This is a genomic window from Dyadobacter sp. HNCC25DJ185 (assembly GCF_056895195.1).
In genome coordinates this window covers 328,108-355,090 of the sequence record NZ_JBXHAR010000008.1, presented here as the reverse complement: position 1 = coordinate 355,090, position 26,983 = coordinate 328,108, and the positions used below count along the sequence as shown (strand labels likewise).

Annotated in this window: 23 protein-coding genes and 1 riboswitch; of the genes, 14 read left to right on the top strand and 9 right to left on the bottom strand. The window is 46.9% G+C overall.

Features of this window, described 5'->3' with window-relative positions:
• Positions 1-99: 99 nt before the first annotated feature.
• Genes AC1XUF_RS23555 through fmt form a run of 3 tightly spaced genes read right to left on the bottom strand, consistent with a single transcriptional unit; the run spans position 100 to position 2,680 of the window.
• Entirely contained in the window at positions 100-1,191 is a 1,092-nt protein-coding gene (locus AC1XUF_RS23555; RefSeq protein WP_483344304.1) for an alpha/beta hydrolase, read from the bottom strand.
• Positions 1,192-1,234: 43 nt separating this feature from the next.
• A complete protein-coding gene (locus AC1XUF_RS23550; protein ID WP_483344303.1) occupies positions 1,235-1,735 on the bottom strand; it encodes a dihydrofolate reductase in 501 nt (166 codons plus the stop codon).
• Positions 1,736-1,759: 24 nt separating this feature from the next.
• Complete coding sequence (gene fmt, locus AC1XUF_RS23545) at positions 1,760-2,680, bottom strand: methionyl-tRNA formyltransferase (RefSeq protein ID WP_483344302.1); 921 nt, start codon at positions 2,678-2,680, stop codon at positions 1,760-1,762.
• Positions 2,681-2,909: 229 nt separating this feature from the next.
• Here fmt and greA point away from each other — a divergent pair, with 229 nt between their 5' ends.
• The 5 genes from greA to AC1XUF_RS23520 all read left to right on the top strand — a co-directional run bounded on the left by greA (position 2,910) and on the right by AC1XUF_RS23520 (position 7,457).
• Positions 2,910-3,392, top strand: coding sequence for a transcription elongation factor GreA (gene greA, locus AC1XUF_RS23540; protein ID WP_483344301.1), 483 nt, complete (start codon positions 2,910-2,912; stop codon positions 3,390-3,392).
• A gap of 119 nt (positions 3,393-3,511) precedes the next feature.
• Positions 3,512-3,841, top strand: coding sequence for a hypothetical protein (locus AC1XUF_RS23535; RefSeq protein ID WP_483344300.1), 330 nt, complete (start codon positions 3,512-3,514; stop codon positions 3,839-3,841).
• A gap of 57 nt (positions 3,842-3,898) precedes the next feature.
• A complete protein-coding gene (locus AC1XUF_RS23530; RefSeq protein WP_483344299.1) occupies positions 3,899-4,969 on the top strand; it encodes a M42 family metallopeptidase in 1,071 nt (356 codons plus the stop codon).
• Between the two features lie 82 nt (positions 4,970-5,051).
• Positions 5,052-6,104: a PA0069 family radical SAM protein gene (locus AC1XUF_RS23525; RefSeq protein ID WP_483344298.1), complete on the top strand. Its 1,053-nt coding sequence runs from the start codon at positions 5,052-5,054 to the stop codon at positions 6,102-6,104.
• Between the two features lie 99 nt (positions 6,105-6,203).
• Positions 6,204-7,457, top strand: a complete 1,254-nt coding sequence (locus AC1XUF_RS23520; RefSeq protein WP_483344297.1) for an exo-beta-N-acetylmuramidase NamZ family protein — start codon at positions 6,204-6,206, stop codon at positions 7,455-7,457.
• A gap of 413 nt (positions 7,458-7,870) precedes the next feature.
• Here the strand turns inward: AC1XUF_RS23520 and AC1XUF_RS23515 are convergent, their stop codons facing one another.
• Positions 7,871-8,605, bottom strand: coding sequence for a LytR/AlgR family response regulator transcription factor (locus AC1XUF_RS23515; protein WP_483344296.1), 735 nt, complete (start codon positions 8,603-8,605; stop codon positions 7,871-7,873).
• Between the two features lie 675 nt (positions 8,606-9,280).
• Between AC1XUF_RS23515 and AC1XUF_RS23510 the strand changes: the two genes are divergently transcribed.
• The 4 genes from AC1XUF_RS23510 to AC1XUF_RS23495 all read left to right on the top strand — a co-directional run bounded on the left by AC1XUF_RS23510 (position 9,281) and on the right by AC1XUF_RS23495 (position 16,994).
• The gene (locus AC1XUF_RS23510) at positions 9,281-10,978 is read left to right on the top strand and encodes a DUF4331 domain-containing protein (RefSeq protein WP_483344398.1); all 1,698 of its coding nucleotides are present in this window, start codon (positions 9,281-9,283) and stop codon (positions 10,976-10,978) included.
• Between the two features lie 29 nt (positions 10,979-11,007).
• Positions 11,008-13,305, top strand: coding sequence for a DUF4331 family protein (locus AC1XUF_RS23505; RefSeq protein WP_483344295.1), 2,298 nt, complete (start codon positions 11,008-11,010; stop codon positions 13,303-13,305).
• A 129-nt stretch (positions 13,306-13,434) separates the two neighbouring features.
• Positions 13,435-14,727 (top strand): tetratricopeptide repeat protein, encoded by a 1,293-nt coding sequence (locus AC1XUF_RS23500; RefSeq protein ID WP_483344294.1) that lies wholly within the window; start codon positions 13,435-13,437, stop codon positions 14,725-14,727.
• 8 nt (positions 14,728-14,735) lie between these two features.
• Positions 14,736-16,994 (top strand): TonB-dependent receptor, encoded by a 2,259-nt coding sequence (locus tag AC1XUF_RS23495; protein ID WP_483344293.1) that lies wholly within the window; start codon positions 14,736-14,738, stop codon positions 16,992-16,994.
• A gap of 13 nt (positions 16,995-17,007) precedes the next feature.
• Here AC1XUF_RS23495 and eat read toward each other — a convergent pair whose 3' ends face one another.
• Positions 17,008-18,309, bottom strand: coding sequence for an ethanolamine permease (eat, locus tag AC1XUF_RS23490; protein ID WP_483344292.1), 1,302 nt, complete (start codon positions 18,307-18,309; stop codon positions 17,008-17,010).
• Between the two features lie 104 nt (positions 18,310-18,413).
• Positions 18,414-19,196, bottom strand: a complete 783-nt coding sequence (locus AC1XUF_RS23485; protein ID WP_483344291.1) for a phosphatidylinositol-specific phospholipase C/glycerophosphodiester phosphodiesterase family protein — start codon at positions 19,194-19,196, stop codon at positions 18,414-18,416.
• Between the two features lie 197 nt (positions 19,197-19,393).
• Here AC1XUF_RS23485 and AC1XUF_RS23480 point away from each other — a divergent pair, with 197 nt between their 5' ends.
• Complete coding sequence (locus tag AC1XUF_RS23480) at positions 19,394-21,076, top strand: amino acid permease (protein ID WP_483344290.1); 1,683 nt, start codon at positions 19,394-19,396, stop codon at positions 21,074-21,076.
• 44 nt (positions 21,077-21,120) lie between these two features.
• Here the strand turns inward: AC1XUF_RS23480 and AC1XUF_RS23475 are convergent, their stop codons facing one another.
• The 3 genes from AC1XUF_RS23475 to hxpB form a co-directional block, all read right to left on the bottom strand.
• Complete coding sequence (locus AC1XUF_RS23475) at positions 21,121-21,552, bottom strand: hypothetical protein (protein ID WP_483344289.1); 432 nt, start codon at positions 21,550-21,552, stop codon at positions 21,121-21,123.
• A gap of 108 nt (positions 21,553-21,660) precedes the next feature.
• Entirely contained in the window at positions 21,661-22,974 is a 1,314-nt protein-coding gene (locus AC1XUF_RS23470; protein ID WP_483344288.1) for a sensor histidine kinase, read from the bottom strand.
• Positions 22,975-23,030: 56 nt separating this feature from the next.
• Positions 23,031-23,705, bottom strand: a complete 675-nt coding sequence (gene hxpB / locus AC1XUF_RS23465) for a hexitol phosphatase HxpB (protein ID WP_483344287.1) — start codon at positions 23,703-23,705, stop codon at positions 23,031-23,033.
• 56 nt (positions 23,706-23,761) lie between these two features.
• Positions 23,762-23,854, top strand: a riboswitch (TPP riboswitch).
• A 97-nt stretch (positions 23,855-23,951) separates the two neighbouring features.
• Between hxpB and thiM the strand changes: the two genes are divergently transcribed.
• The 4 genes from thiM to tenA are packed head-to-tail and all read left to right on the top strand — an operon-like array spanning position 23,952 to position 26,957.
• Entirely contained in the window at positions 23,952-24,746 is a 795-nt protein-coding gene (gene thiM, locus AC1XUF_RS23460; protein WP_483344286.1) for a hydroxyethylthiazole kinase, read from the top strand.
• Positions 24,747-24,778: 32 nt separating this feature from the next.
• A complete protein-coding gene (gene thiE / locus AC1XUF_RS23455) occupies positions 24,779-25,462 on the top strand; it encodes a thiamine phosphate synthase (RefSeq protein WP_483344285.1) in 684 nt (227 codons plus the stop codon).
• 26 nt (positions 25,463-25,488) lie between these two features.
• Positions 25,489-26,310, top strand: coding sequence for a bifunctional hydroxymethylpyrimidine kinase/phosphomethylpyrimidine kinase (thiD, locus tag AC1XUF_RS23450; protein ID WP_483344284.1), 822 nt, complete (start codon positions 25,489-25,491; stop codon positions 26,308-26,310).
• Positions 26,307-26,957, top strand: a complete 651-nt coding sequence (gene tenA / locus AC1XUF_RS23445; RefSeq protein WP_483344283.1) for a thiaminase II — start codon at positions 26,307-26,309, stop codon at positions 26,955-26,957. The genes thiD and tenA overlap by 4 nt, the downstream gene beginning before the upstream one ends.
• Positions 26,958-26,983 lie beyond the last annotated feature (26 nt).

The window sequence follows — 26,983 nt, the reverse complement described above, 5'->3', positions numbered from 1 at the left end:
CTCAGGCATTGGCAAGGTTGTTATCGAATTCAGCAAAAACTTTTTCCATAAGTTTCTGCTTTTATCAGCTTCAAGAAATTTTCATTTTTTCAATCCCTGCTATTCAAAAAACAGCCACCTCAACGCAATAGGGAACTCTTTGGCCCATTGCTTTTCTTCGTGCTGGCCTTTCGGGTCGATCGAGGATTTGATTTGGACCCGGTTATATCCAAATGCTTGTGTTTCAAGGGTTTCTTGGAGTTTTTTAAAGTTAGGGAGCATATTGGCGCCTTCTTTGCCTCCTGCGTATAAGTAAATCCGTGTTTCGAAGGGCTCGAAGAAATGGATAACGTCGAAATATACACGTTGAGAAATCCAGAGCGAAGGTGAGAAGATCATAAGCCTGCCAAAAACCTGGGGGAACATCAATGCGGCGTACAAGCTTAGCAGTCCCCCTACGGAGCTCCCGCCAATTCCTGTATTTAGCCTTTCCGGCTTGGTCCTGTATTTGGCGTCGATATGGGGTTTCAGCGTTTGTGTAATAAACCTCAGGAACAACTCACCCTGTCCTTTTCCAAGCTTTGGGTTGTTGTAAGGAGAAAATTCCAGGATACGGTCCTCACCACCATGGTCAATTGCGACTACGATGACTCCGGATTTGTTGTCTTTCCCCAATTTGGTCAGGCTTTTATCTATATTCCAATTGCCGTATTCCGAGCCCTCGCCAAACAGATTCTGGGCGTCGGTCATGTACAGAACAGGAAAACTGAGATCCGGCCTTTCGTAATAGTCGTGAGGCAAAAGCACCTGGATACGCCGTACTTTATGAAATTGCGGAATTTCGAAAGCCTCAGAAATGAGCTCGACAATCGGCGAAAAGTCCGTTTTGGCAGAAGCGTCAATTTGCCAGCGGGCGACAACATCTTTAATCACACCCTCTGATTTTAGGGCAACCCGGTTGCCGTAAGGCTTGCCGAAACGGTCCAGCTCCACCTGGTCCCAGCCGCCGCGGGTATATTTGTATTCCAATGGCACTGGCAAGGCCATATCCTCTGGAAACTGGAATATATAATTCCCCGGGCTGACCATTGTCATCCGGTATTCTTCCAAATCGGGCAGCCATTTGCAGAAATTGCCAGTAATGTATACCGGGCGTTTATCAAATGCAAGGGTACTTAATTCAATGGTAAGGGTTTCAACTGATACTTGCATTCTTATGTTAAGGTCACTGAGGGTTACGGGGTGACAAAAGTACTCATAAATCTTTCTTTTTAGCGTAATTTACAAATTCAAATTTGAACTTGTGCTTCTCATCTGCTTCATGAACAGAACGTTCCGTTTCAATCCACAAATCGGGATCTTCGATCTGAAAATAGGTATCCCCGTCGATGGCGGTTTCCACTTTCGTGATATAAAGCCGGTCTGAAAGTGGCAGTGCTTGTTTGTAAATTTCTCCCCCGCCAATGACAAACGCCTCTTCAGTACCCGTTTCCCTGGCTGCACGCAACGCTTCTTCCAGAGAATGCGCAACAATCACACCCTCCACGGAGAATCCAGGATTTCGGGTAATCACAATGGACGTCCGGCCTGGAAGAGGCTTGCCGATCGACTCGAAGGTCTTCCTTCCCATGATCATAGAATGGTTCAGGGTTAGCTGTTTAAAGCGTTTCAGATCGTCGGGCAACCTCCATAAAAGTTGATTGTTCTTTCCAATGGCTCCATTTTGCGACACCGCTACTATGATAGATATGAACATTGCCATGCTGGTAACCCTATATGATTACAATTTATAACCTCTTAAAAAATCGCCTGTATTCATTCGCTTTTTACCTTCCAGTTGTAACGCATCAATGGAAAGCCAGCCGTCCGATGTTTTAAAATGGAGATAGCTCCTGCCATCTGTTTTGAATTCTCCCGGACTGGCTGTCGCATCAGATTCGACCCGGCTTGTTTTGAAAATTTTGCAGGAAAGTTTGTTTAAAGTCGTCCAGGCCGCCGGATAGGGGGACAGCCCCCGGACAAAGTTATGGATCTGTTCAGCAGGCTTATCCCATTCAATTTCGCAAGTTTCCCGAAAAATCTTTGGCGCGGACTTCAATTCATCCGGCTCCTGCTGCGGCTCTTGAGGGTAGTTCCCTTCCTCAATTGCTTTCACGGTTTTCACAACCAGCCCTGCGCCTCTCTGCATGAGTCTTTCGTATAAAGAGCCGGCATCATCGTCGGGATAGATCGGTTCTTTTTCCTGGAAAATGATTTTCCCGGTATCAATATCTTTTTCAATAAAAAAGGTGGTTACCCCGGTTTCGGTTTCCCCGTTGATAACTGCCCAGTTAATAGGCGCGGCACCGCGGTACTGGGGTAGTAATGAACTGTGTAAATTGAATGTACCTTTCCCTGGCATACTCCATACCACCTCTGGCAGCATCCTGAAAGCAACCACCACCTGTAAATCCGCTTCATATGATTTTAACACTTCCAGAAACGAAGGATTTTTCAACTTTTCGGGCTGTAAAACGGGGATTCCCACTGATTCTGCATATATTTTGACGGGAGAGGCTGTCTGTTTCTGCCCCCGCCCGGAGGGCTTGTCAGGTACGGTAATGACGGCTACTACATTAGAATTGTTTTCTACCAGACTTTGCAAACTTGGGACAGCAAATTCGGGTGTACCCATAAAAATGATTCTCAAAGGTTTTGACATACTACCTGCCGCTTTTGGATAAAAATGGTGTAACCATTCACAAATATTGTTATTTTTGTCGTTCTTAAAAGAAAATTATGGTGCATATAAAGTCACATAGCAACCGAAAAGACAAGGTCTTCTAGCCTTCTACTACGAGTAGTCTTACTCTTGTAGAGCGGTCTTAGAGCCGTTCTTTTTTTTTATCTGGAATTTCAAAATTTAAAGGATTTATAAACTAAATGAGGTTATGGCTAAGATTTCATACTATACGGAAGAAGGATTAAATAAGCTGAAGAATGAGCTGAATGATATGAAAACCAAAGGCCGCACGGAAATTGCACGTCAGATTGCCGAAGCGCGGGATAAAGGGGATTTGAGTGAAAATGCAGAATATGATGCGGCGAAAGATGCACAAGGAATGCACGAAATGAAAATCGCTAAACTCGAAGAGATACTCTCTACAGCCCGCGTTATTGACGAGTCTTCGATCGACAATTCCCAGGTTTCAGTTCTGTCCAAAGTAAAGATCAAAAACCGTAAAAATGGAATGGAAGTCACCTATACATTGGTGTCGGAGGAAGAGGCGGATTTGAAAACCGGTAAAATCTCGGTAGGCTCGCCGATCGGTAAAGGTTTATTGGGAAAAAAAGTAGGAGAAACAACAGAGATCAAGGTTCCAGCAGGAATGATGGAATTCGAAGTGCTGGATATCAGCAGGTTCCTGGAATAGGCTCTGCTTGCCAGAGATTCATGTTGGATTGCGGGATGATTTTCATTTCGCAATCCAACATTTTTATTTTAACATAGAATTAAAAGTTCCATAGCCAGCGACCGATCGGGAAGGACCAGATGAAATTCAAAGGATTCATATTCAGCATATCATTTCTTTGGGTGGAAGGTATCGCGCTTTTCCCTTTCATTTTTCTGAGGCGCAAATCGGCCGGCCCGTTCGTGATCAACCATGAACAAATCCATCTCAGGCAGCAGTTAGAGATGGGTATTGTCGTCTTTTATATCTGGTATTTCATCGAATATTTAATCCGATTTGTCCAATACCGGAAACATTATTTAGCATATCTTCATATTTCTTTTGAAAGGGAAGCCTATCAAAATCAAGACAATCTGGAATACCTTGGACGTCGTGGCTTTTGGGCGTTTTGGAAGTATTTAAAAAGATAATTCCATTTTTGAGCATTTATTTCAGTGCAACTTTTTAGAGTCAATTAAACAATCAGTATGTCAGATCAGAGCAAAGAGTTTCTTTACAAGTACTTAAACAACGCTTCTCCGACAGGATTTGAATCCGCCGGACAGCAAATATGGCTGGACTACATCAAGCCTTATATCGAAGAGCATATTGTCGACACTTATGGCACCGTAGTAGGGGTGATCGGGCCTGGTCAGGATTACAAGGTAGTGATCGAAGCGCATTCGGATGAGATATCCTGGTTTGTAAACTACATTTCGGATGACGGTTATATCCACGTTCGCAGGAACGGAGGCTCGGATGCGGCTATTGCTCCTTCTATGCGGGTAAACCTGCATACCGCAAAGGGAGTTGTCAAAGGCGTCTTCGGCTGGCCCGCTATCCATGTTCGTGATGTCGCCAAAGACCAGGTTCCCAAAGTTCATGAGCTGTTTATTGATGTGGGTGCTTCGAAGAAAGAGGAAGTTTCCGAAATGGGTATCCACGTTGGGACTGTAGCCACATTCGCCGACGGCCTGGACGAGCTGAATGAAAAATATTACCTCGGACGCGCCCTGGACAACCGGATGGGCGGGTACATGATCGCGGAAGTAGCTCGTATGCTGCACGAAAACAATGTGAGTCTGCCATTCACATTATATGTCGTAAATGCGGTACAGGAAGAAATAGGATTGCGTGGTGCCGAAATGATTTCGCGCCGGTTGAAACCAGATCTGGCGATCTGTACGGACGTTACCCACGATACGCAATCTCCTATGTACAATAAGAAAGAACAGGGCGACCTGCGAAGCGGTAACGGGCCGGTTATCTGCTACGGGCCCGCAGTACAAAACAATGTGAGGGATATGCTGATCCGGGTTGCGGAGGAGAAAAAAATTCCTTTCCAACGGCAGGCAGTAAGTCGTTCCACCGGTACAGACACGGATTCGTTTGCTTATTCAACAGAAGGTATTGCATCGGCATTGATTTCCCTGCCGCTTAAATATATGCATACCACCGTCGAGATGGTGCATAAGGAAGATGTGAAGAATGTCATCCAGCTTATGTATGACGTGTTGCTTTCCCTGAAAGGCAACGAAGATTTCCGGTATATCAAATAAAACTCCTTGTCACCGCTGGGCGGATGTTCCGTTCGGCGGTGACAAGCAAATAAGTCTTCATCAACAGAAAAATGGAAAATCAATGGACAACAGGGCAAGGGGACGTGGCGCCGCCATCAATCCCCATAACAAATTTACGAAGCATGAACTAGAGTATACTTCGGAAGACTGGCAGCAATGGGAGGAGCCAGAGGTTAATCCCAAGACCCAATTTATTGAAGAGCAATCCAAAACACTCCTGAGCGTTTCAGACAGCCCTGACCTGCCGAATTTTCACTCAATCAATCCGTACCGCGGATGCGAGCATGGCTGCATTTACTGTTACGCGCGTAACTCCCATGAGTATTGGGGTTTTTCAGCGGGCCTTGATTTTGAAACGAAGATCATGGTCAAAAAGAATGCACCGCAGTTGCTGGAAAAACTATTCAACTCCAAAAAGTGGGAGCCTTCGGTTATCCATTTCTCCGGAAATACAGATTGTTATCAGCCTGGCGAGAAGAAATACAGATTAACCCGCCAACTCCTCGAGATCTGTCTGAAATACCGCAATCCGGTTAGTGTTTTGACTAAAAATGCCCTGGTACTTCGTGATTTAGACGTACTCGAAAAACTGGCCAAACTTAACCTGGTGCATGGGGCGGTATCTATCACCTCATTAAACGAAGACCTGCGTGCTGCATTGGAGCCCAGGACTGTAACCGGAAAGCGCCGCTTGCAGGTCGTGAAGGCACTTACTGAAGCCGGAGTTCCTACTGGTGTGATGACGGCACCGATCATCCCGGGATTGAATGATCATGAAATTCCTGCTCTTGTACAAGCCGCAGCCGAGCATGGGGCACTTTGGGCCCATTATACGGTCGTCAGGCTCAACGGGGCAATATCCGTTCTTTTCGACGAATGGATCAGCCATCATTTCCCGGACCGTGCAGCGAAAGTTTTGAACCAGATCAAGGAATGCCACGGCGGGCAGGTTAACGATTCGCGCTTTGGGTTGAGAATGGTAGGCGAGGGTCATTTTGCAGAACACATTCGCCAGCTTCACGATATGGCTTGCCGGAAATATTTCAAAGACCTCGAATGGCCTCAGTTGGATACTTCGCAGTTTATGCGTGGGGGGCAGATGAAGCTTTTCTGATTTTTTGTGTCACAAATACACCAATGGACACGAATATTAGTGCTTTTTCGTGTTTCCGTGGCTTTAAACCCTTATTTTAGCCTAAACATACTAAACCATATGAAACTACTCCGCAACACCGTTTGCCTGATCATTGCTGTTTGTTTGCTTTCAAACTGCGTCAAATCTTCCTCCCAAAAAAGCCCGGTAATAGCAGGAAATGATTCGATCAATAGGATTTCGGTACCCAAGCCCGTCACAGGAGCAGACCAGGTCTCGGAGTATATCAATTATTTAAAAGGCAAGAAAATTGGTATCGTGGTGAACCAAACCTCGATCATTGGCACCACCCCGATTGTGGACAGCCTGGTAGCGCTTGGCGTAAATATCGTAACGATCTTTGGACCTGAGCACGGTTTCCGTGGGACTGCAAGTAATGGTGATAAAGTAAGCGACAGCGTTGATCCCAAAACCGGGATCCCGGCCATTTCACTTTACGGAAAATTGAAACGCCCCACCAAGGAACAAATGGCTGGTCTGGACCTGATCCTTTTCGACATTCAGGATGTTGGCGCCAGGTTTTATACTTACATCAATACACTTGGGCATGTGATGGAGTCGTGCGCTGAAAGCGATAAGGAAATGCTCATTCTCGACAGGCCTAACCCCAATGGCTTTTTGGTCGACGGACCTGTACTGGAAGACCATCTGCATTCCGGGATAGGCATGTACCGTATTCCCATTGCCCATGGGCTTACAATCGCCGAATTTGCGCAGATGATCAATGGTGAAGGCTGGCTGCCGAATAAAATGCAATGCAAGCTTAAAATCATTAAGATAGCCAACTACTCTCATGACCTTTCCTACACCCTGCCCGTTATGCCATCACCCAATCTGAACACGCAGCAGGCGGTGATGCTTTATCCGCATATCTGCATGTTCGAGGGAACCATCATTAGCCAGGGACGAGGTACCTATATGCCTTTCACTGTGCTCGGTGCGCCCAAGCTGCAAGGGAAATACGATTTCTCTTTTACCCCCAAAAGTATAAAAGGGATGAGCGAAACGCCTTTACACATGGATACAGAATGTTATGGGCTCGATTTGAGAAAATATGACATCAGACACATCCGAAAAACAGCAAAACTTAATTTGGGATGGCTGATAGAGATGTTCAAGGCATATCCTGAGAAGGAACGTTTTTTTGACATGACCCAAAGTAAGCAAATGGGGAACTTCGATAAGCTCGTAGGTACCGAAAACCTGAAGAATCAAATCATAGCAGGTGCTTCGGAAGAGGAGATCAGAAAAAGTTGGGAGCCGGGGTTATCGGATTTTAAAAAGTCCAGGAAGAAATACTTGCTTTATCCCTGATACTTCCTTGTCGACAGGTTATCTGAACCGAATCCACCGAAAACGAAACATCCCTGGAATAACTTCCCAGGGATGTTTAATTATTCTCAACGATATTTAATTTAATACTGATAAAACTGATTTAGTTTAGGTTTGTACACTCTAATAATGTGTGCATAATGCCAAATTTTCTGCAAATGCCCATACAATACCAAGTACGAATTTTTATATCAAATGGATGCCTCAGCCCAAAATTTTTTTTATGAAACCCAGGCCATGAGTTTGGCTGTCAATAATAGAGGAGGAGTGTAACGTGGTGTTAAATTAATTCGACCCTCTGGTCCATGCAAATGAATGGGGTGAAATCCAACTTTCCGGGGGTGAAGATCGGGGTCTACCGGGGTGACAGCAAAAATGCGAAGGGAGAGAATTTCTCAGGAAAAAGTTTTGACACGGCTGAGGAGCTCGTTCCGGTTGTCATTGGTAATTGGGATCTCTATGTCATTGATCATCACATGGACATAGTCAATCGCTGTAATTGCATTCAGGTTGATAATGAAGGATTTGTGTACCCTGAAGAAGAAGTTAACGGGTAGTTGCTGGATCATGTTTTTCAGCGTCTCCCTGATTGTGTATTTCTTTTTGATGGTATGTAATTCAAGATAATTGTCGTCACTTCGGATGTAAAGAATATCCGCCAGCATGATCTTGGTGAACATATGTTTCTCTTTAATAAACAACGCATCCTTGATCACCGTACTGTCTTCTTTCTCGGGTGCATCAGTTTCTCCCGCCAGCGCCGCGAGACGATAATTTTTCAGGGCCAGTTTAACAGCCGTATACACCGTGATTTTCTGAAATGGTTTTTGCAAAAATGCGTGGGGAGCCGATTGTAAAGCGGCATTAACTACGGCAATATCATCATGAGCCGACAAAAAGAGAAAAGGGATACCCAGATTTTCGCGGATATGGTCCGCCAGGTCTATCCCTGTTTGGTAACCATTGAGGTTAATGTCCAGTACAGCAAGGTGAAAAACTTTATTGGCCAACAGCTCTATGGCCGAAGGATAGTCCGTAGCAATATCGTGGGCTTCGTAGCCAAAGCCATTGAGCAGGAATTGTAAGTGTTTTGCAATGATAAAATCGTCCTCAACTATTAGAATATTCATTTTTTAAATTATTGCACAACTTGGATGTTGAGCACGGTCTGAGTTAGGATTTACGACTATTTGAAGCCAGTGTGCGCTCATGTAAGTAAATGCATGATAATATACGAACTAATTACATCAACGAAATACCCATGACGGATTATTAGTAACCATTCGTGACAAGAAAGGCATAAAAATAAACTGAAAATATCTTCTAACACAACCAGTTGTGATTTTTATAGAGATTATTCTATAAAATGAGTAGGTAAGCCACTTTTTTAACGGTGACTTTCACTTTTCTATCGGCGCCAGTTCCCGGAGCCAGTCTTGTTTCATAGCCCGTCGCTAAGTGGTTGAATTAAATATAATTATTTTTCTAAAAAATTATATATTTTTAAACTTCAACAACATCAAAATTAATTTTCTGAGATACGATCTGGTTTCATCCTACCGACGTATATCTGTCGCAATAAATTAATATGAGAACTTGAAGGGAAATACTTGGATATTTTCTTCTTGAATGACGGTGCGACGCTACGATGTTTTGTATTTGGCACAAATACAACGATTCAAGACAGTACGATCTTTTTTTCTAACTGCTTTCGCTTTCTCTTTCACTATTTCAAACACATCTACCACATGCAAGTTTCTATCTTGAACCTGCGCTGGCTCCGGTATTGCTACCTGAGCCTCGTCATGCTGCCCTGCTCCTTTGGCAGTTATGCCTCCAGTCACCGGGAGGCGCCGTTGATTTCCAATGATCCGTTGGCCGACAACACGGATTTGTACGCGTTTAAAAGCCCCGATGATCCCAATACCATCACGATCATTGCGAATTACATCCCATTCGAATCGCCGGAAGGAGGTCCGAATTATTTCAATTTCGGACCCAACGTGCGTTATGAGATTCATATCAAGAACAAGACGACCACCACGGGCGATGACATTACATATCGTTTCACCTTTACGAGTCAGAACGAAGATCCAACGACATTTTTTAACATCCGCCTGGGAAAACAAAACTTGAAAACGAGTTACAAGTGTGAAAAAAGTACGGATGGCGGCAACAGCTTCACTACCATTATTGCATCAGGAACTGTCCCGCCAAACAACATCGGCCCGCGGTCGATAGAGGGAAAGACGGTTGGTCTGGAAACAAACTACAATTCATTGGTAGAGAATGCAATAGCAACTTCAACTACCGGCGAAAAAGTATTCTGCGGCCCGGTTGATGATCCTTTCTTTGTGGACCTGGCCGGTGCTTTCGACGTAGGCAACTTCCGCCCCGAAGGCAACACCACAAATGCGCCCAAAGACGGCCTCAGCAGTTTCAATGTACACACTATTGCGATTAAAGTGCCTGTGAGCATGTTACAAAAAGATGGTAAGAATATTGCACAAGCTTCCAATATCCTGGATCCCGATTTTGTAATCGGAGTATGGGCCTCTGCCAGCCGCCAGATGATCAAAACGCTATACACTAGCGGCGACATCGGCTACGATGGAAAATATGTACAGGTTTCGAGGTTGGGAATGCCGTTGACCAATGAAGCGGTGATTCCGATCGGCATGAAGGACCAGTGGAATGCAACAAGCCCATATGGAGGAGGCGATCTGCAGTTTGCCAAATATTTCACCAATCCCGAACTGGCACTTTATATGGACGATTCCCAGTTCGGAAGCGCTGTGCCTTCACTGAGTGCATTGCGGATCCAGTCCAAATCATTGGGTGCGTTCGATTTTCGAAATGGAAAGGCGGGTCTGTATGGTTTGAAAGGTGCCGCTGCACTGGATGGAACTGCACTTGCGGAAGCCGCTTTCGGAGGTGTGCTTTTGCCGGATGGTGCCAGCCCCCGTGCGGTTGATCTTCTGCCGATATTTTACACAGGTGTTCCCAATCTGATCCCATATCAATTGGCGACTGGTAAGAATAATAATCCGCTGGCAAAAGGTAAGCCATTTATTCACAATTTCTTACCAACACTCGGAGATATGCTGCGCCTGAATATGGCGGTACCGTCAACTCCTCGCGACGATCCGAAATTCAGTTCACTGGGATTGGTGCAGGCTGCTGTTTTGGGCATTACGGATCCGGCTTACAACAAAAACACTGATCTGCAATGGATTCCTAATATGGATGGTTTCCCTAATGGACGTCGGCTAGAAGACGATGTTACGACCATTGAATTGCAGGCAGTTTCAGGTGTTGTGCTTGCGGCAGTAGGTCTTTTCTATGACGATGCCACTGCGGTAGCACCTGTTTCACCCCAGTTGGTGAAGGTGCTGACTTTCACTTCCGGGCCCACTAAAAATGACGCGGCATTGAAAGGAACATTCCCATACCTCGCCAACCCGTGGAGAGGATTCGATTATCCTGAAAAGGCCAGGTTCTGATCTCAATCACTTTATAACAATAGTGTATTATGAAAAACTTTTTATGCCTGATTGGGTTACTGGCTCTGATTTGTACTCTGCCCGATCAATCTTTTGCGTCTTCGCACCGCGAAGCTCCGCTAATCTCAACAGACCCGTTGGCTGATAATACCGACGTTTATGCGTTCAAGAGCACGACGGATAAAGAAAACATTGTTATTATTGCAACCTACATTCCGTTCGAGCACCCTGCCGGCGGTCCCAACTGGTATTCTTTCGGCGAAAATATCCGCTACGAGATCCATATAGATAATAATGCAAATACGCCTGGGGCCGATATCATTTATCGGTTTACGTTCAAGAAAATGAACGAGGATCCGTCCACTTTTTTCCTGATCCGGCTTGGAAAGGAAAACCTTAAAACCACTTATACCTGCGAGCGCAGTGATAACGGAGGAAAAACATTCGAAACCGTTATTACTAATGGTATCGTTCCGCCGCCGCACATCGGGCCCCGTTCTATCAATGATAAGACCGTCGGCTTGGGCAAGGGTGATTACAATGATCTCGTGAAAGATGCGGTTACACTCGCCCGGACTGGCGAAAGGGTATTCTGCGGACCGGTTGACGATCCTTTCTTTGTGGACCTGGGCGGTATTTTCGATCTTGGAAATGTTCGTAAATCCGGAGCCAGGGATGGTCTTTCCAAATTCAATTGCCATTCCATTGTTATAGAAGTACCGGTTTCCAATATTCAAAAAGAAAACAAATCCGTAGCTCAGGCCACCAGCATATTGGATCCTGATTATGTTATAGGCGTGTATGCTTCGGCCAGCCGAAGGAAGATCACGACTTTGAATGGTGGAACCGACATTGGTTACGACGGCGATTGGGTACAGGTATCCCGCCTCGGAATGCCTTTGACCAACGAAGCGATCATACCGATAGGCATGAAAGACAAATGGAATGCGACTTCGCCAGCCAATGACCTTCAGTTTGCCCAATATTTTACCAATCCTGAATTGGCATTGTACATGGACGACGACCAGTTTGGCAAAGCAGTACCAGGACTGGCGGATTTGCGCATTCAGAGAAAATCGCTGGGAGCGTTCGATTTTGGAAATGGTAAGGCTGGTCTTTACGGCCTGAAAGGAACCGCTGCATTGGATGGTACTGCCTTGGCAGAATCAGCATTCGGAAGCATATTGTTGCCGGATGCTACAAGCCCGAGGGCGGTGGATATTTTACCCATATTCTATACCGGTGTTCCCAACTTGCCTCCTTATCAGTTGGCGACAGGCAAAAACGGAAACCCGCTGGCTGCCGGTAAGCCTTTTATCAACAATTTCCTTCCGACATTAGGCGACTGGCTGCGGTTGAACATGGCTGTGCCGGCTACACCAAGGGACGATCCAAAGTTTAGCTCGCTGGGTTTGGTGCAGGCAGCAGTACTGGGCCTAACCGATCCGGCATATGCTAGCAATAAGGATCTTCAATGGATCCCGAATATGGACGGCTTCCCCAATGGACGCCGGTTAGAAGATGATGTGACGACCATCGAGCTACAGGCAGTAGGCGGTGTTGTACTCGCTGCGATCGGATTGTGGTATGACGATTTCAAAGCGGGAGAAAGTCCGGTTACGCCTCAGCTGGGGAAAGTGCTGGGCTTCAATGCAGGTGTTACTAAGAATGACACTACATTCAAAAAGGTATATCCTTATCTGCAAAATCCATGGCCTGGATTCCGGGGGGAGAGCTTCGAAGGCGAAGAACCGGTTAATACAGGTGCCTTGGCATTTGCCATCACCAATTTCGACTGCTTTTTCGGAAACTTCTCTTTCACTTTGACAGGCGGCGACGATTCAAAACCCGTTGAGTATTTCGCGATCGGTGTTACCGACGGCGAATGGAGTACCAATGCCAAACGCATTGTAGATCCTGAAATCCTGAAAGACCCGAAACGTACCAGCGTCATCATCGCCAAAGCGCGCTACGTCGGCGATCCAATGTCGGAGGTGACTATCGAGTACGACTTCCGGGCCAATTGCAATGCCAATGCACGTCAGGGTATTGTAGAGCGCGAATCGGCATTTGCTTCATTGTCGGCCGTTGTGCTGGGTAACCCCAGCACAAATGACGAGGTGATCGTGGAGATCAGGGGCGCAGCCGGCAAAAGGGTACAGCTTGATCTTGCCAACAGCAGAGGACAGGTCTTTGGTCAGCAGATCATTGGAAATGCAGTCGACAATGAGCGCCGGGCTGTGAAACTAGGCAGGCAATCGGGCATTTACTATCTAAGGGTGACTACGCCTGAAGAAAAGTATACCGTTAAGATCCTGCGCAGATAGTGCATAATAAGCCTGATTAATGTATTCCAACAAATGCCGGAGCTTGATTTCTAACCATTGTTGCAGGTCGGCTCCGGCTATTTCTAAAACACCAAATTCCCTTCATTCATAATAAAGGAGCATTCGCTTATGAAAACAATCATTACGCTTTCCATCACACTTTTTCTCTTCGCACAGCTGGGATGCAGTGAAAAGAAAAAAACCGAAACTCCCGAAAAAAATAATGGAGCCAACACCGATATGCCTGCGCTTTTCGAAAGACATGGTGAGCTCGCAACTGCCATGGAATGGCAAAAGACTAAAGCAAAAGTGGAGGAGTTAAAAGGTAAGATCAAACACAACCCAAAGGATGTAAAGCCCCGTTTGCAGCTTGTCGTGATCTACCTGTCGGAAGCCCGGATTACCGGCGAGCATCCTTATTATTATCCGGCTGTACTGACTATCCTTGATGGCGTACTGGCACTTGAACCGCAGAATTTCGAAGCTACCACATTCAAAGCATCCGTAAAAATGTCACAGCACCAGTTTGCCGAGGCCCGGACGCTGGCGGAGAAAGCCCGACAGATCAACCCCAACAATGCCTATGTGTATGGTGTGCTGGTAGACGCGAATGTAGAGCTGGGTGAATATGACCAGGCCGTTGCGATGTCCGACAAAATGCAGGCATTGAAACCCTCTCTGGAAGCTTATTCACGCGCTTCTTACCTTCGCGAGATTTATGGAAATTATCCTGGTTCCATTGCCGCTATGCAGCTGGCCGTTCAGGCGGGTTTGCCTGGCTCGGAGCCGCAATGCTGGAGTAAAAACACATTAGGACATTTGTATGAAACGACCGGTCAGCTGAAAGAGGCCGAGAATGAATATCAGCAAATACTAGCCATGCGGCCCAGCTACGCTTTTGCGCTGCGCGGGCAAGCACAGATTTTCAAAGCCAGAAAGCAATATGATAAGGCGCTGGCGGAACTTGACAAAGCCGCGAAGATCATGCCGGAGTTTTCTTTTCACGAAGAAATGGCGGACATCTATGCCTTGCAGGGAGATCAGGAAAAAGCAAAAAAGAAGTATGCCGAGGTAATCAAAATGCTGGGTGAAGATGCACGTTCGGGTCACGCGGTCGACCTTGAACTTTGCAAGCTTTATACCAAAACAGGACAGCTGGATTCTGCGGCATACTATGGGTTGAAAGAATTTGCAGTCAGGCCAAAAAATATTGATGTGAACCACGCTTTGGCATACGTCTATTTTAAGGAGAAAAACAACGAAAAGGCGATGCGGCATATGAAAGTGGCCCTGAGTACAGGCACCCGGGACCCGGAGGTTTTACAAATCGCCAGTGCGATTGAGCTTGCCATGGGGAACAAAGTGCAGGGAGATAAATTGCTGGCGCAGGCAAAGAAAACAAATCCTAAATTTGCCCTTTAAGCAAAGACATGCAAAAATATCTGCTCCTTCTTAGTTTGCTTTCCATTCATTTCTGTTCGTATGCCCACCTCGGGAGCATCTCAGGGCTAGTGAATGACGAAAGCACCAACCAGCCATTGGAAGGGGTCATTGTGCAGTTGACCGGGCAGGGAAAATCGACGGTGACCAATGAATTGGGCCAGTACAGGTTTGAAGGGCTGGTTGCATCCAAATATAAAGTTGAACTGTCACATGTGAGCTTTAAGACGCAGGTTCTTGAAGTGACGGTAACAGACGACAAAACCGAATTTCTTAAAACATTACTTTCCAATACCACCATTTCGCTCAGCGAAGTGGTGGTATCATCGGTGCGGGCGCATGATCAGCAATTGATCAGCGGGGTGGATATTAAGCTCAGGCCTATTAGCAATTCCCAGGAAATTCTGAGAATGGTCCCGGGGCTGTTCATTGGGCAGCATGCAGGTGGTGGGAAAGCGGAGCAGATCTTTCTCAGAGGTTTTGATCTCGATCATGGAACGGATATCCGGTTAACCGTGGATGGAATGCCGGTTAACATGGTGTCTCATGCGCATGGGCAGGGATATGCGGATTTGCATTTTGTGATTCCGGAACTGATACAAGGTGTTGATTTCAAAAAAGGACCTTATACGACGGACAAGGGCAATTTTGCAACCGCTGGCTGGGCCGATTTTCGTACGAAAGATGCGTTGGATCAATCATTTGTTAAGTTTGAAGCAGGGCAATTTGATACGTATCGGGCAGTGGCGGGGATTGATTTATTAGGTCAAAAGGGCAAGGATAAAAGTCAGTCCGCTTACATTGCTTCTGAATATTCCTTTACCAATTCTTATTTTGACAATCCCCAGCATTTCAACAGGCTGAACCTCGTCGGAAAATACCACGGTCACGCAGCGCCCAATACCAACCTGACCGTGACAGGTTCTACTTTCTGGAGCAAATGGAGCCACTCCGGACAAATCCCTGACCGCGCGATAGCATCAGGCCTGATCGGTTTTTACGGATCAATTGACCCTACTGAAGGCGGGGAGACCAGCCGGAGTAATGTCAATGCGCAGCTTGTGACCGTAACGCCGTCCAATTATGTCATTAAAAATCAGCTTTTTTACAGCAATTATAGTTTCGAGCTGTATTCCAATTTTACATTCTTTCTCGAAGATTCTTTAAATGGCGATCAGATCCGCCAGAAGGAAAAGAGAAACTTGTTTGGCTACAATGGAAGCATTTCAAAGCAGCATTACCTCGGCAAATCCAGCTGGACTACAGCCCTGGGCGTTCAGTACCGTCACGATTTGACCAACAGGACAGAATTATCTCATACCAAAAACCGCTCCGTCACATTGGATCCTTATAAACTGGGAAATGTGAATGAGCTGAATGCGGCTGCTTATATCGACGAATTGATTCAGGTCAACGAGGTTTTTACGGTCAATGCAGGTGTACGCGTCGATTATTTCCGGGATCAGTATAAAGACCTGCTTGCACAGCCAATCGACACAAAACATACCAGTGACGCGATCATTTCGCCGAAATTGAATTTCTATTATACGTTCAACCCGAGACTACAATTGTATATCAACTCAGGAAAGGGCTTCCACTCCAATGATACGAGGGTCACGGTACCTCAAGGCGGCAAACAGATTTTGCCAGGCGCCTACGGTTCGGATTTGGGGATGATATTGAAGCCTTTTCCGAAAATGCTGATCAACGCCGCAGCATGGTACTTGTGGATGCAGCAGGAATTTGTCTATATCGGCGACGCCGGCGTGATCGAGCCGAGCGGAAAATCAAAAAGGCAGGGACTGGACTTATCGATCAGGTATCAGGTGACTAAAATGCTTTACGCAGATGTAGACATCAGCTCGGCGAAGCCAAGGGCGATCGGACAGCAGGAAGGAATGAATTACCTGCCGTTGGCGCCGCTTTTCACTTCTACAGGCGGGCTTTCCCTGCAAATGCCAAGTGGGCTGAGCGGTTCATTACGATACAGATATATGGCCAACCGCCCTGCAAACGGGGATAATTCGATTGTAGCCAAAGGTTATGCAGTGGGAGACATGCAGCTTAATTATGCCAAAAAGTCCTACAATCTAGGTTTGTCGGTTCAAAATCTCTTGAATACCAAATGGAAGGAAACCCAGTTTGCCACATTGAGCCGGTTGAAAAATGAAGGATCGCCGGTCGAAGAAATCCACTTTACACCGGGCACCCCGTTTTTCGCCAGATTAAGCCTGGCACTTTTCTTTTGATTCCGGAAAGTATTTATAAAGTTTTGTGACGCCCGGTCATCAGGTAAAGAATGGTCACCACGATCAATCCTGCAAAAAACCAGACGCTCATCATCACATTATAGTAAACGATAGCGATCAGGCATATAGATGACAGGATCAGGGCTATGGCAGGAAAAACGGGATAAAACGGCACCGAAAAAGGGCGTTCCAGATTGGGTTCCTTTTGTCTTAATGCAAACAAAGCCACCATGCTGATCATGTACATCACTACTGCCCCCAATGCAGCCAGAATGATGACCTGGTCGGTAGTTCCCAGCATCAGTGCAGCGCAGCCGGCAATTCCACCTGCAACCAGCGCCCAATGCGGCGTCTGAAATTTTGAGTTGACATTTCCGAGAAACGCGGGCAGGAACCCGCTCCTTGCCAGGGCAAATATTTGTCGCGAATAACCGATGACCGTGCCATGAAATGAGGCGATCAGTCCAAATAGCCCCAGGCTTGCAAAAAGATGAGTAAGCCCACTATCCCGACCGAGCACGATGCCCAGCGCGGCGGGCAGGGGGTAATCAATTTCACTCAATACCTTCCAGTGGGTGACGCCGCCGGTAAAAATCATCACGGCAAGTGCTAGTACCACTAGTGTCAGGATTCCATAAATGTAACCTCTTGAAATTGTGCGTTTGGGGTCTTCCACTTCTTCGGCGACCATTGCCACACCTTCTATCGCCAGGTAAAACCAGATGGCAAAAGGCAGCGCGGCAAAAACCCCCGGCCAGCCAAAAGGCATGGGATCGGTCACGAAGGTTTGGTAGGAGAAATGGGGGGCAACAATGCCTATATAGATCAGGAGTTCTACAACCGCGAGCAGGGTAACGACCAACGAAAACATGGCAGATTCCTTGATACCCAATAAATTAATAACAATAAAGATAGCGTAGCACGCAAAAGCGACATCAAGGACTGCCAGGGAGGGATACAAAAAATGTGAATAACTGCCTAGCGCAAATGCGATCGCAGGTGGTGTGACCAGAAATTCGATGAGCGTTGCATAACCGGCGATAAGCCCTCCCCACCAGCCGAAAGCTTTGTGTGCATAGGAGAAAGGTCCCCCTGCCTGCGGAATAGAAGTTGTTAGCTCTGTGAAACTAAAGATGAACGTGACATACATCAAAGTCACGACCAGCGTGGCGATCAGGAAGCCGATGGTTCCCGAGACACCCCAGCCATAATTCCATCCGAAATATTCCCCCGAAATAACGAGCCCTACGGCGATTGCCCAAAGATGTATTGGTTTTAAAACTTTTTTAAGCGCAGCAGATTGTTCAGCAGACATGAAGGATGGGTTGACATTGAAAACAGTACAATATAGCTTATAACTGTCCTAATGCTATTTAATACCATCGAAAAAATAAAAAAAGCCGGTATTTTATTTGGTGATTATCTGGGTGCAGTGCGCAGATAATCACCCATCTCCCTCACTTTGTCGGTGTTAAGCCAGTCTACCCCCAGGGCCATCATCGTTTTCCAGGAATTAATATTGTCGGGAGTTGCCCATAGCCTTACCTTTTTTCCCTGCTGGTGGGCCTGACTGATCATTTTCTGGATATTTTTTTTGTCTTTATCAGGCAGAGGTCCTTCTCCATTCCATTTGGAATACCTCTGAAAAGCCTGGCTGATCAATCCGACATGGGCCAACTGCTCGGTAGTGTATATATTTTCAGGACGTCCGTCGAAAAAAATATAAGGCGGATATCTTTCAAACGTGGCCGCGTCGGGGACGTTTCCGCTGATCACAATGTATACAGGCCCTTTGGGTTTCAAAAGATCCTGGTGCGGTTCCAGCTCTTTGATTAACGCCGCAAGCGTTTCTTCCCCCGAAGTTTTCAGGTCAATCAGCAGCTGCAAAGGGGCGTCTTTTTGCGGGTATATGCTGCCATCGTTTTTTTCGACCTGTTGCAAAATAGGCCGAAGATACAGCGCATCGAATGTCTTGGCAGGCATAATTTCTTTCATTTCGTGGGCTACAAAAAGTGTGTCCCTAACGAGGTACAAATCTGCTTCCACAGAGCCAAACTGCTGATCGTAAGCGTCGAAGAATGCTCTTGGCCTGGTGTAATCATTGTGGGAATGGGCCTGTGCCGTTGTGTAGGATTTAATATCCTGGGCATGCAGCGGCGCAATTAAAGCAAGGAGAATGAGGAACGTAAAGCCGGATTTCATAACTGGTGGTGAGTATAAAGTAGCGCATTAGCAGGTCAATAACGCAATCCTGACCTGTTTGATTTCGGGAAAAAGAATTTTGTATTGAATTTTTGAGATTTGCCGAACAAATTTTTAACGGATGGGAAGATAAGCTGAGAATATCATTATTTTAGCCAAACATATTTCTCATTGATACCCCATAAATTGGTTCCTGCATGAAACAAAGTTCCTCGCTATTCCGTAAAAAAACAGTCGAACAAATTCTGAAAGATGCCAACTCCGTAGAAGGAAGCGGACTAGCTAAAATACTGGGTGTAAGGGATCTTGTTTCATTGGGAATTGCAGCGATCGTGGGTGCCGGGATTTTCAGTACCATTGGTGTTGCGAGTTACAACGGAGGGCCTGCCGTGTCTTTGTTGTTCATTTTTACCGCTGTGGCCTGCGTTTTTACCGCATTGTCTTACGCCCAGTTTGCAAGCACGGTCCCTGTATCTGGTAGTGCGTACACATATGCGTATGTGGCTTTCGGTGAGTTATTTGCATGGATTATTGGCTGGTCGCTGATCCTGGAATATGCTGTTTCCAATATGGTGGTTGCGATTTCCTGGTCGGAGTATTTTACGAGTATGTTAAAAGGTTTCGGGATCGTACTTCCCGGCTGGCTGACGGTTAACCAGGAAACCGCTTCGGAAGCATTTGCCAAGCTGCATACGGTCGGAGCAGAGCTGAGCACCTATGAAAAATTTGCTGCGGCAGCCTATGAGACGGCGCCAACTATCGGCGGTTTCCACATCATGCTGAACCTCCCCGCAGGATTGGTTACCTTGCTGATCACTGCACTGGTATATATTGGGATACGCGAATCCAGGACCGCCAGCAATATCATGGTCGTCCTTAAAATCGGGGTCGTTCTGCTGGTCATCTTTGCCGGGGCATTTTACGTGAAACCCGAAAATTGGTCCCCGTTTGCTCCCAATGGAATCAAAGGAGTAATGGGTGGCGTGGCTTCGGTTTTCTTTGCATTTATTGGTTTTGATTCGATATCCACAACGGCGGAAGAATGCAAAAACCCGCAGCGGGACATGCCCAAGGCCATGATCTACTGCCTGGTAATCTGTACCGTATTATATGTTGCGATCACGTTGGTTTTGACCGGAATGGTTAATTATACCGAACTCAAAGTGAGTGATCCGCTGGCCTTTGTTTTTGAGAAAAATGGACTGGATTTTATGGCAGGGATCATTTCGGTGAGTTCGGTGATCGCGATCACCAGCGCGCTGCTGGTTTACCAGCTGGGCCAGCCGAGAATCTGGATGACCATGAGCCGCGATGGGTTGCTTTGGAAACGTTTCTCGAAAATCCACCCCAAATTCCAGACGCCCTCTTTTGCGACCATTGTGACCGGGTTTGTGGTTGGTATTCCTGCATTGTTTTTTAAAATGGATTTTTTTGTGGACCTCACTAGTGTGGGGACATTTTTCGCCTTTATCCTGGTCTGCGGCGGCGTGCTTTACCTGGACCACAAAGGAATTTCGGCACAGTCTAAATTCAAGGTGCCTTACCTCAATGGAAAGTATTTGATCGGAATATTATTTGTTCTTGCAGTGGTTGGCTTGCTGACTTACGGTAAAGAAGTGCTCGTCGAATGGAGGATGCTGACTTTCATGGAACTAATTGAGCACAAGCTCCTGACCATTGTATTCTGGATCGTCTGGTGCAGCCTTGCGATATTGGGTTATCAGCACAATTTTTCATTGTTGCCGGTTGCCGGCATCCTCACCAACCTGTACCTGATGACCGAACTAGGCTCTTCCAACTGGCTGATTTTTGTGATCTGGCTGGCGATCGGGCTGGTTATTTATTTCAGCTACGGATATCGGAAGAGTAAACTGGCCTGATGGGCATAGCTTACCAGGTCATTAAGGTTTGGTAAGCTATGCGCTCATTTGGTTTTTTCGATTTTAAGGAGAATAGAGTAGTCTTCTTTTTTAATTTCATCCGTGATTTTGGGATGAGGTTTCACCTCTTGAAGAATGATACGGTATTCCTCTCCGGCGAATTTTTTAATCAAAGTATCTTCGCCAAAACTTCCTCCGCAAGCGCCTGAGCACATTTTAATGTGTTCATTAATTCCTCCCTCTACGGTTACCCCGCTCAGCAGCAGATCTACCGATGCATTGCCTGCCCAAATGCAGGTAGCGCCCTCGGGGCAGCGACTGTCCGTCACCTCATAAAAGGTCAGCGAAGCTTTGGGGACATCGTTCATGGTGATGGTTTCTTTGTATTTAAGCCCTTCCTCTTTTTTATCAATACCTGAATTTTTACAGCCTAGCAGTCCAACCGCCAACAGGCTTGAGATCACGTAATTTTTCATAACAGTCAGAATGTATTTTTCCCTGGGATGGAAAACGGTTTCCAATGGTTGTAATATATACGGCAGCCTGAGAACAAGGGATGCAAGCCCGCGAAGTATTTGAGAAGATTATATGATGAGCGTAAAAACGGTGCCTTTACCTACTTCCGATGAAACATTCAGCTGGCCGTTATGCTGTTGCAGGATCTGGCGGGAGAGACTAAGCCCGATACCTGACCCTGTCTTTTTTGTGGTGTAAAAAGGGATAAAAATGTTCTCAATGGCCTCAGGTTCAATCCCATCTCCATTGTCCTCCACTTCGATCATCACCGTGTTGTCGGTTTGGTAAGCGGATAATGTGATCAATCGGTTTCTTTGGCTCGAAAAAGCTTCTGATGCATTCTTAACCAGGTTGATCAGGACCTGCTGGATCTGGCTCGCGTCGGCTTTAACGGTCAACGTTTCGGGTTTGACGGAAAGCTTCCAGAGCACACCAGACTGCGTCAGGTCGGTCTGTAGCAGTTGCAATACCTCCTGCAAAAGCTCGGCGACACTCAGATTGGCAAAGACGGGTTTCGGCAATGTAGTAAAATCGCGGTAGGCATTTACGAACTGCATCATTCCTTTACTTCTTTTTTCCAATGTCGCCAATGCTTCCTTTAAATCCTTGACAGCCTCCTGGTCGCTGGTCGACTTTTCAATGTCTTCATTGACGATCAGCCGCATGGTTCCTACCAATGAGACGATGGGTGTCATGGAGTTCATGATCTCGTGACGCAGCACGCGGGTAAGGTTTTGCCATGATTCTACTTCCTGTTGTTGCAATTCCGTCTGGATATTTTGTAAAACAACAATCCTGACCCACATGCCACGCAGCTGGATGGCGGCACCCTGCAGTGCCAGTGGCTGGTCGGAAGGCGTGCGGTACAACTCGCGGACACCGGTATTCAGATCCGAGAGTAGTTCATAAAGCCTGGGATGTTTGTCTTTTAGTTCGCCTAGCTGGTGTAGCCGGTAAATGCCGAGCATCCGGAGCGCTGCATTATTGATGAGGTTAACCTGTCCGGTACTGTCAAAAGTGATCAGGCCGGTACCAATGTGCTGTACGATGGTGTTCAGGTATTGCAGGTTGGCCTCTTTTTCTGCCCGTGCCTGCCTGAATGCATGCAAAACCTCATTGAATTGTTGGTTAAGCTCCTTAAATGTCCGCCCCATCTTATTGTCCGACCGGAAATTGATCGTAAAGTCGGAATAACGGACGGATTCAAGAAAGTAGGTCAGCTTGCGGTTTACATTGGTCACGTACTGATATAGCAAGGACCCCTGTACAAAAATGAAGATGGTTCCAAGGACATAAACCAGCATTTCGTTGGTGTGCTTGTTGGCAAGCCATGCCAAGGCAATAACACTCAGGATAATCACAATTATCCTGATCATGATCATTATACTGAAGTGTCGAAGTCCTAACATGCAGGTGAAGGGAATGGAAGATTCGGGGTTTAGTTATCCATGGCATTTTGAGGAACACAGGACATTTCGCTCAATATATATTTTTCCAGTGAACTGATCTTGTAATGCGCCATATCAAATTTCGGATGATCAAAAACTTCCATGGTAGGGACCGAAATGGTAATCATCCCGGCCGCATGCGCCGAACGCAGTCCTGCATGAGAATCCTCAAATGCAATGCATTCTTCGGGCAGTACGCCTAGTTTTGCGGCCGTTGTCAGGTACACCGCCGGATGCGGCTTGGTGAATTTCTCCAGCTCCCCCGAATGCCAGGTGTCAAAATAATCAATGATGTCCAGTCTTTTCAAAACGCCTTCGATCAGTTCCATGTGGGATGCCGAGGCAACGGCCAGTTTTAAACCTTGGGATTTCAGCTCTTTGATTAAGGCGATCGCGCCGGGCATGGCTACGGCATGAGCCAGAATATTGGCATGGGCCCGTTCAAGAATATCTTTTTCAAGCTCTTCAAAAGAAGGGGTGTTCCAGGGCTGGATCTGGTGGCAGAAATCCAGGAATAGTTTGATCGACAGGCCGGTAGTCTGCAGTTTCAATGCGTCGGTGATCTCGAAATTCACTTTTTGCATGACTTCGCGGGCAGCTTCATGCCAGATCGGTTCCGAATCGATCAGCAGCCCGTCCATGTCAAATATCGCAGCTTTAATCATCGTATGGTAAGCAGAATTTTTTATAAACCGTCCAAAACTACTACATTCGCAACTAAGAATGGCTTTAGGGGTGTCCAAAAGGACTGAGATTTATACCCTTTGAACCTGAAACAGTTGATACTGTCGTAGGAAAAAGCGAACACAAGATAGTCAATATCTTTTCTCTCTTTAAGTGGCATGCCGTCGCGAATGCATGTTCAACTTGCTCCTTTCGTCCATTCAATTTATTTAAAACCAAATCTTTGGATGATGAAAATTCAATTGGCAAACAATTTGCAAAACCTGCGCGCATCTGCACCGCTGGTGCATAACATTACCAATTACGTGGTGATGAATTACACGGCCAATGCCTTACTCGCAATAGGCGCATCGCCTGTGATGGCTCACGCCCTGGAAGAAGTGGAAGAAATGGCAGCTATTGCCGGGGCGCTGGTTGTTAACATAGGGACTTTGTCACCGCATTGGGTAGAGGGAATGAAACTGGCTATGAAAGCCGCCGCACGACTCAATAAGCCGATCATTCTGGATCCGGTGGGTGCAGGTGCTACTTCCTACCGGAACAAAGTGCTGAGCGAATTGCTGGAAACCGTACAGCCCACTATCATCAGAGGAAACGGCTCCGAAATCCTGGCCCTGGCCGGAGCAAACATTCAGACAAAAGGTGTGGACAGTACGGCCGATTCAACAGACAGCATCGAAGCAGCCCGTGCGTTGTCCCGGCGTTTCGGGTCTGTTGTGAGTGTCAGTGGCGCTACTGATGTGATTGTCTGCGGTGACAAAACAGCCTATGTCTCGAACGGCGTGCCTGTCATGACCAAAGTCACGGGGATGGGATGTTCGGCTTCCGCGATTGCCGGTGCTTACGCGGCGGTTGTCGCAGATGCTTTTGAAGCGACCGTTTCAGCAGCAGTGACCATGGGCGTTTGCGGTGAACTGGCGTTTCGCGATGCAAAATCACCCGGTACTTTTCAAATTGCTTTTCTGGATAGTCTTTCCGAAGTTAGCCCTGCGCATCTGGCAGAACTGGCCAAAGTCAGTTAAAAAATGTGAATTAAGATCAAACCTGACAGCAAATGACAATTCCAGACCCGATCATTCCTTTGACCCGCCATTTATACCTGGTAACCGATGAAGCCGCGTGTCTCGGACGGGATTTTTACTGGGTGGTTGAGGAAGCCGTGCAAGGCGGGGTGACGATGGTCCAGCTTCGGGAAAAACACTTATCCACCCGCGCTTTTATCGATCGCGCCAAACGGCTGAGGGACTTGTTGCAACCTTATCATGTTCCCTTGATCATCAACGACCGGCTCGATGTGGCCCTGGCCGCAGACGCTGACGGAGTGCATGTAGGGCAGACTGATATGCCTTTTGAAATGTTGAACCAATTGCTGCCAGCAGGAAAAATAATCGGCCTGTCGGCTGAAAATGAAGCGGATGTATTGGAAGCAGAGGCTATGGATTTATCCTACCTGGCCCTAAGTCCCTTGTTTGAAACACCTACCAAAACAGACCTTAAAAAGCCGTGGGGAATCGAAGGCCTTCGGTGGGCACGGCAAAACAGCAGCCATAGTCTTGCCGTCATCGGGGGATTAAATGGCAATAACGTTGCAGAGGCAATTGGGAATGGGGCTGAAATGATTGCGGTAGTCTCCGCTATTTGCAGTGCGACATCTCCTTACGAAGCGGCCTTCCGGCTGAAAACAGTGATGCAATCCGTCGTTCCTTCAACCAACTATAACGGCAGCTCCCGATCGTAAACGATAGCGCCTGACCAGACGTCGATATGTCCAGATATCCAACCATATTAACCATCGCCGGATCCGACAGCAGCGGAGGCGCAGGCATCCAGGCCGACCTGAAAACCATTGCCGCACTCGGCGGCTACGGGGCTTCGGCCATTACCGCCCTCACCGCTCAGAACACAACGGGCGTCAGGGCCATTCACCCGGTCCCTCCCGGATTTTTGAGGGAACAACTCGAAGCGGTGTTTGAGGACTTAACTGTTGATGCCGTTAAAATTGGCATGATCAATACGGTTGAAGTTGCGATGGTCATTGCTGAAATACTGGACCGTTTCAAACCTGGTTTTGTGGTTTTTGATCCGGTGATGGTATCTACCAGCGGTTCCAAACTCATCCGGGATGAAACCATCACGGTGCTTTGGAAGGAACTGTTCCCACGGGTGAACCTGATCACACCCAACCTGGACGAGGGGCAAATATTGATTTCCGGGAAAATAGACTCCGCCGATCAAATGAAAAAAGCAGCCGAAGAAATGGTTGGCAGGGGTTGCAGGGCGGTCTTGCTGAAGGGCGGACATTTGATTGCCCCGGTTTTATATGATCTTTTTGCGCAAACGGGCCAGGAAACGTTCACGTTCGAAAGCGATTACATCGACAGCAACAATGTGCATGGAACGGGTTGTACGCTTTCTTCCGCCATCGCCACTTTTGTTGCAAAGGGCAATTCCCTGCCCGAGGCGATCATCTTTGCCAAAGAATACATTTCTGGTGCCATCGTGGCGGGCAAGGATGTGAAGACCGGGTTTGGTCATGGTCCGGTTAACCATTCATTTTCCCCAATACCTATGCAGCTTTTATCATGAAATTCACCGACTTGCTATGGGCAAATGCCTTGCCGATTTTTGAAAAGATATTACTCCACCCATTTAACCAGGAGTTGAAAGAAGGCACTTTGCCGGTTGAAAAATTCAAGTTTTACATTTACCAGGACTCACTCTATCTGGCTGATTTTGCAAAAGCCCTGGCAGTCACGGGAACGCGAGCTGGCAGCAGCCATGAGCTATTGGATTTTCTGCAGTTCGCTCAGAACGCCATCCTTGTCGAGCGGGCATTGCATTTGGGTTATTTCAAAGAATATGAAATCGCATATACCAGCGGGAAGGCGCCCGGATGTTTTGCGTACACCAATTACCTGACGACGGTTAGCGCGTTTGAATCCTACGAGGTAGCGGTTGCGGCCTTGTTGCCCTGCTTCTGGATTTACAAAGAGATCGGGGACTACATCTATGCCAATCAGGTTTCACCCAATCCATATCAAAACTGGATCAACGCCTACTCCGGAGAAGACTTCGCACACTCTGTAAAAAAGGCCATTGGTATCTGTGACCAATTAGCCGAATCCGCGTCTGACAAGGTAAGGCAGCAAATGATCGAAGCTTACCTGACTGCGTCGCGGTTGGAATATGTGTTCTGGGACAGTGCGTATCGGGTAGAGGATTGGGTGGTCTGAATAATTTTCAAGAATCTTTTTAGGGT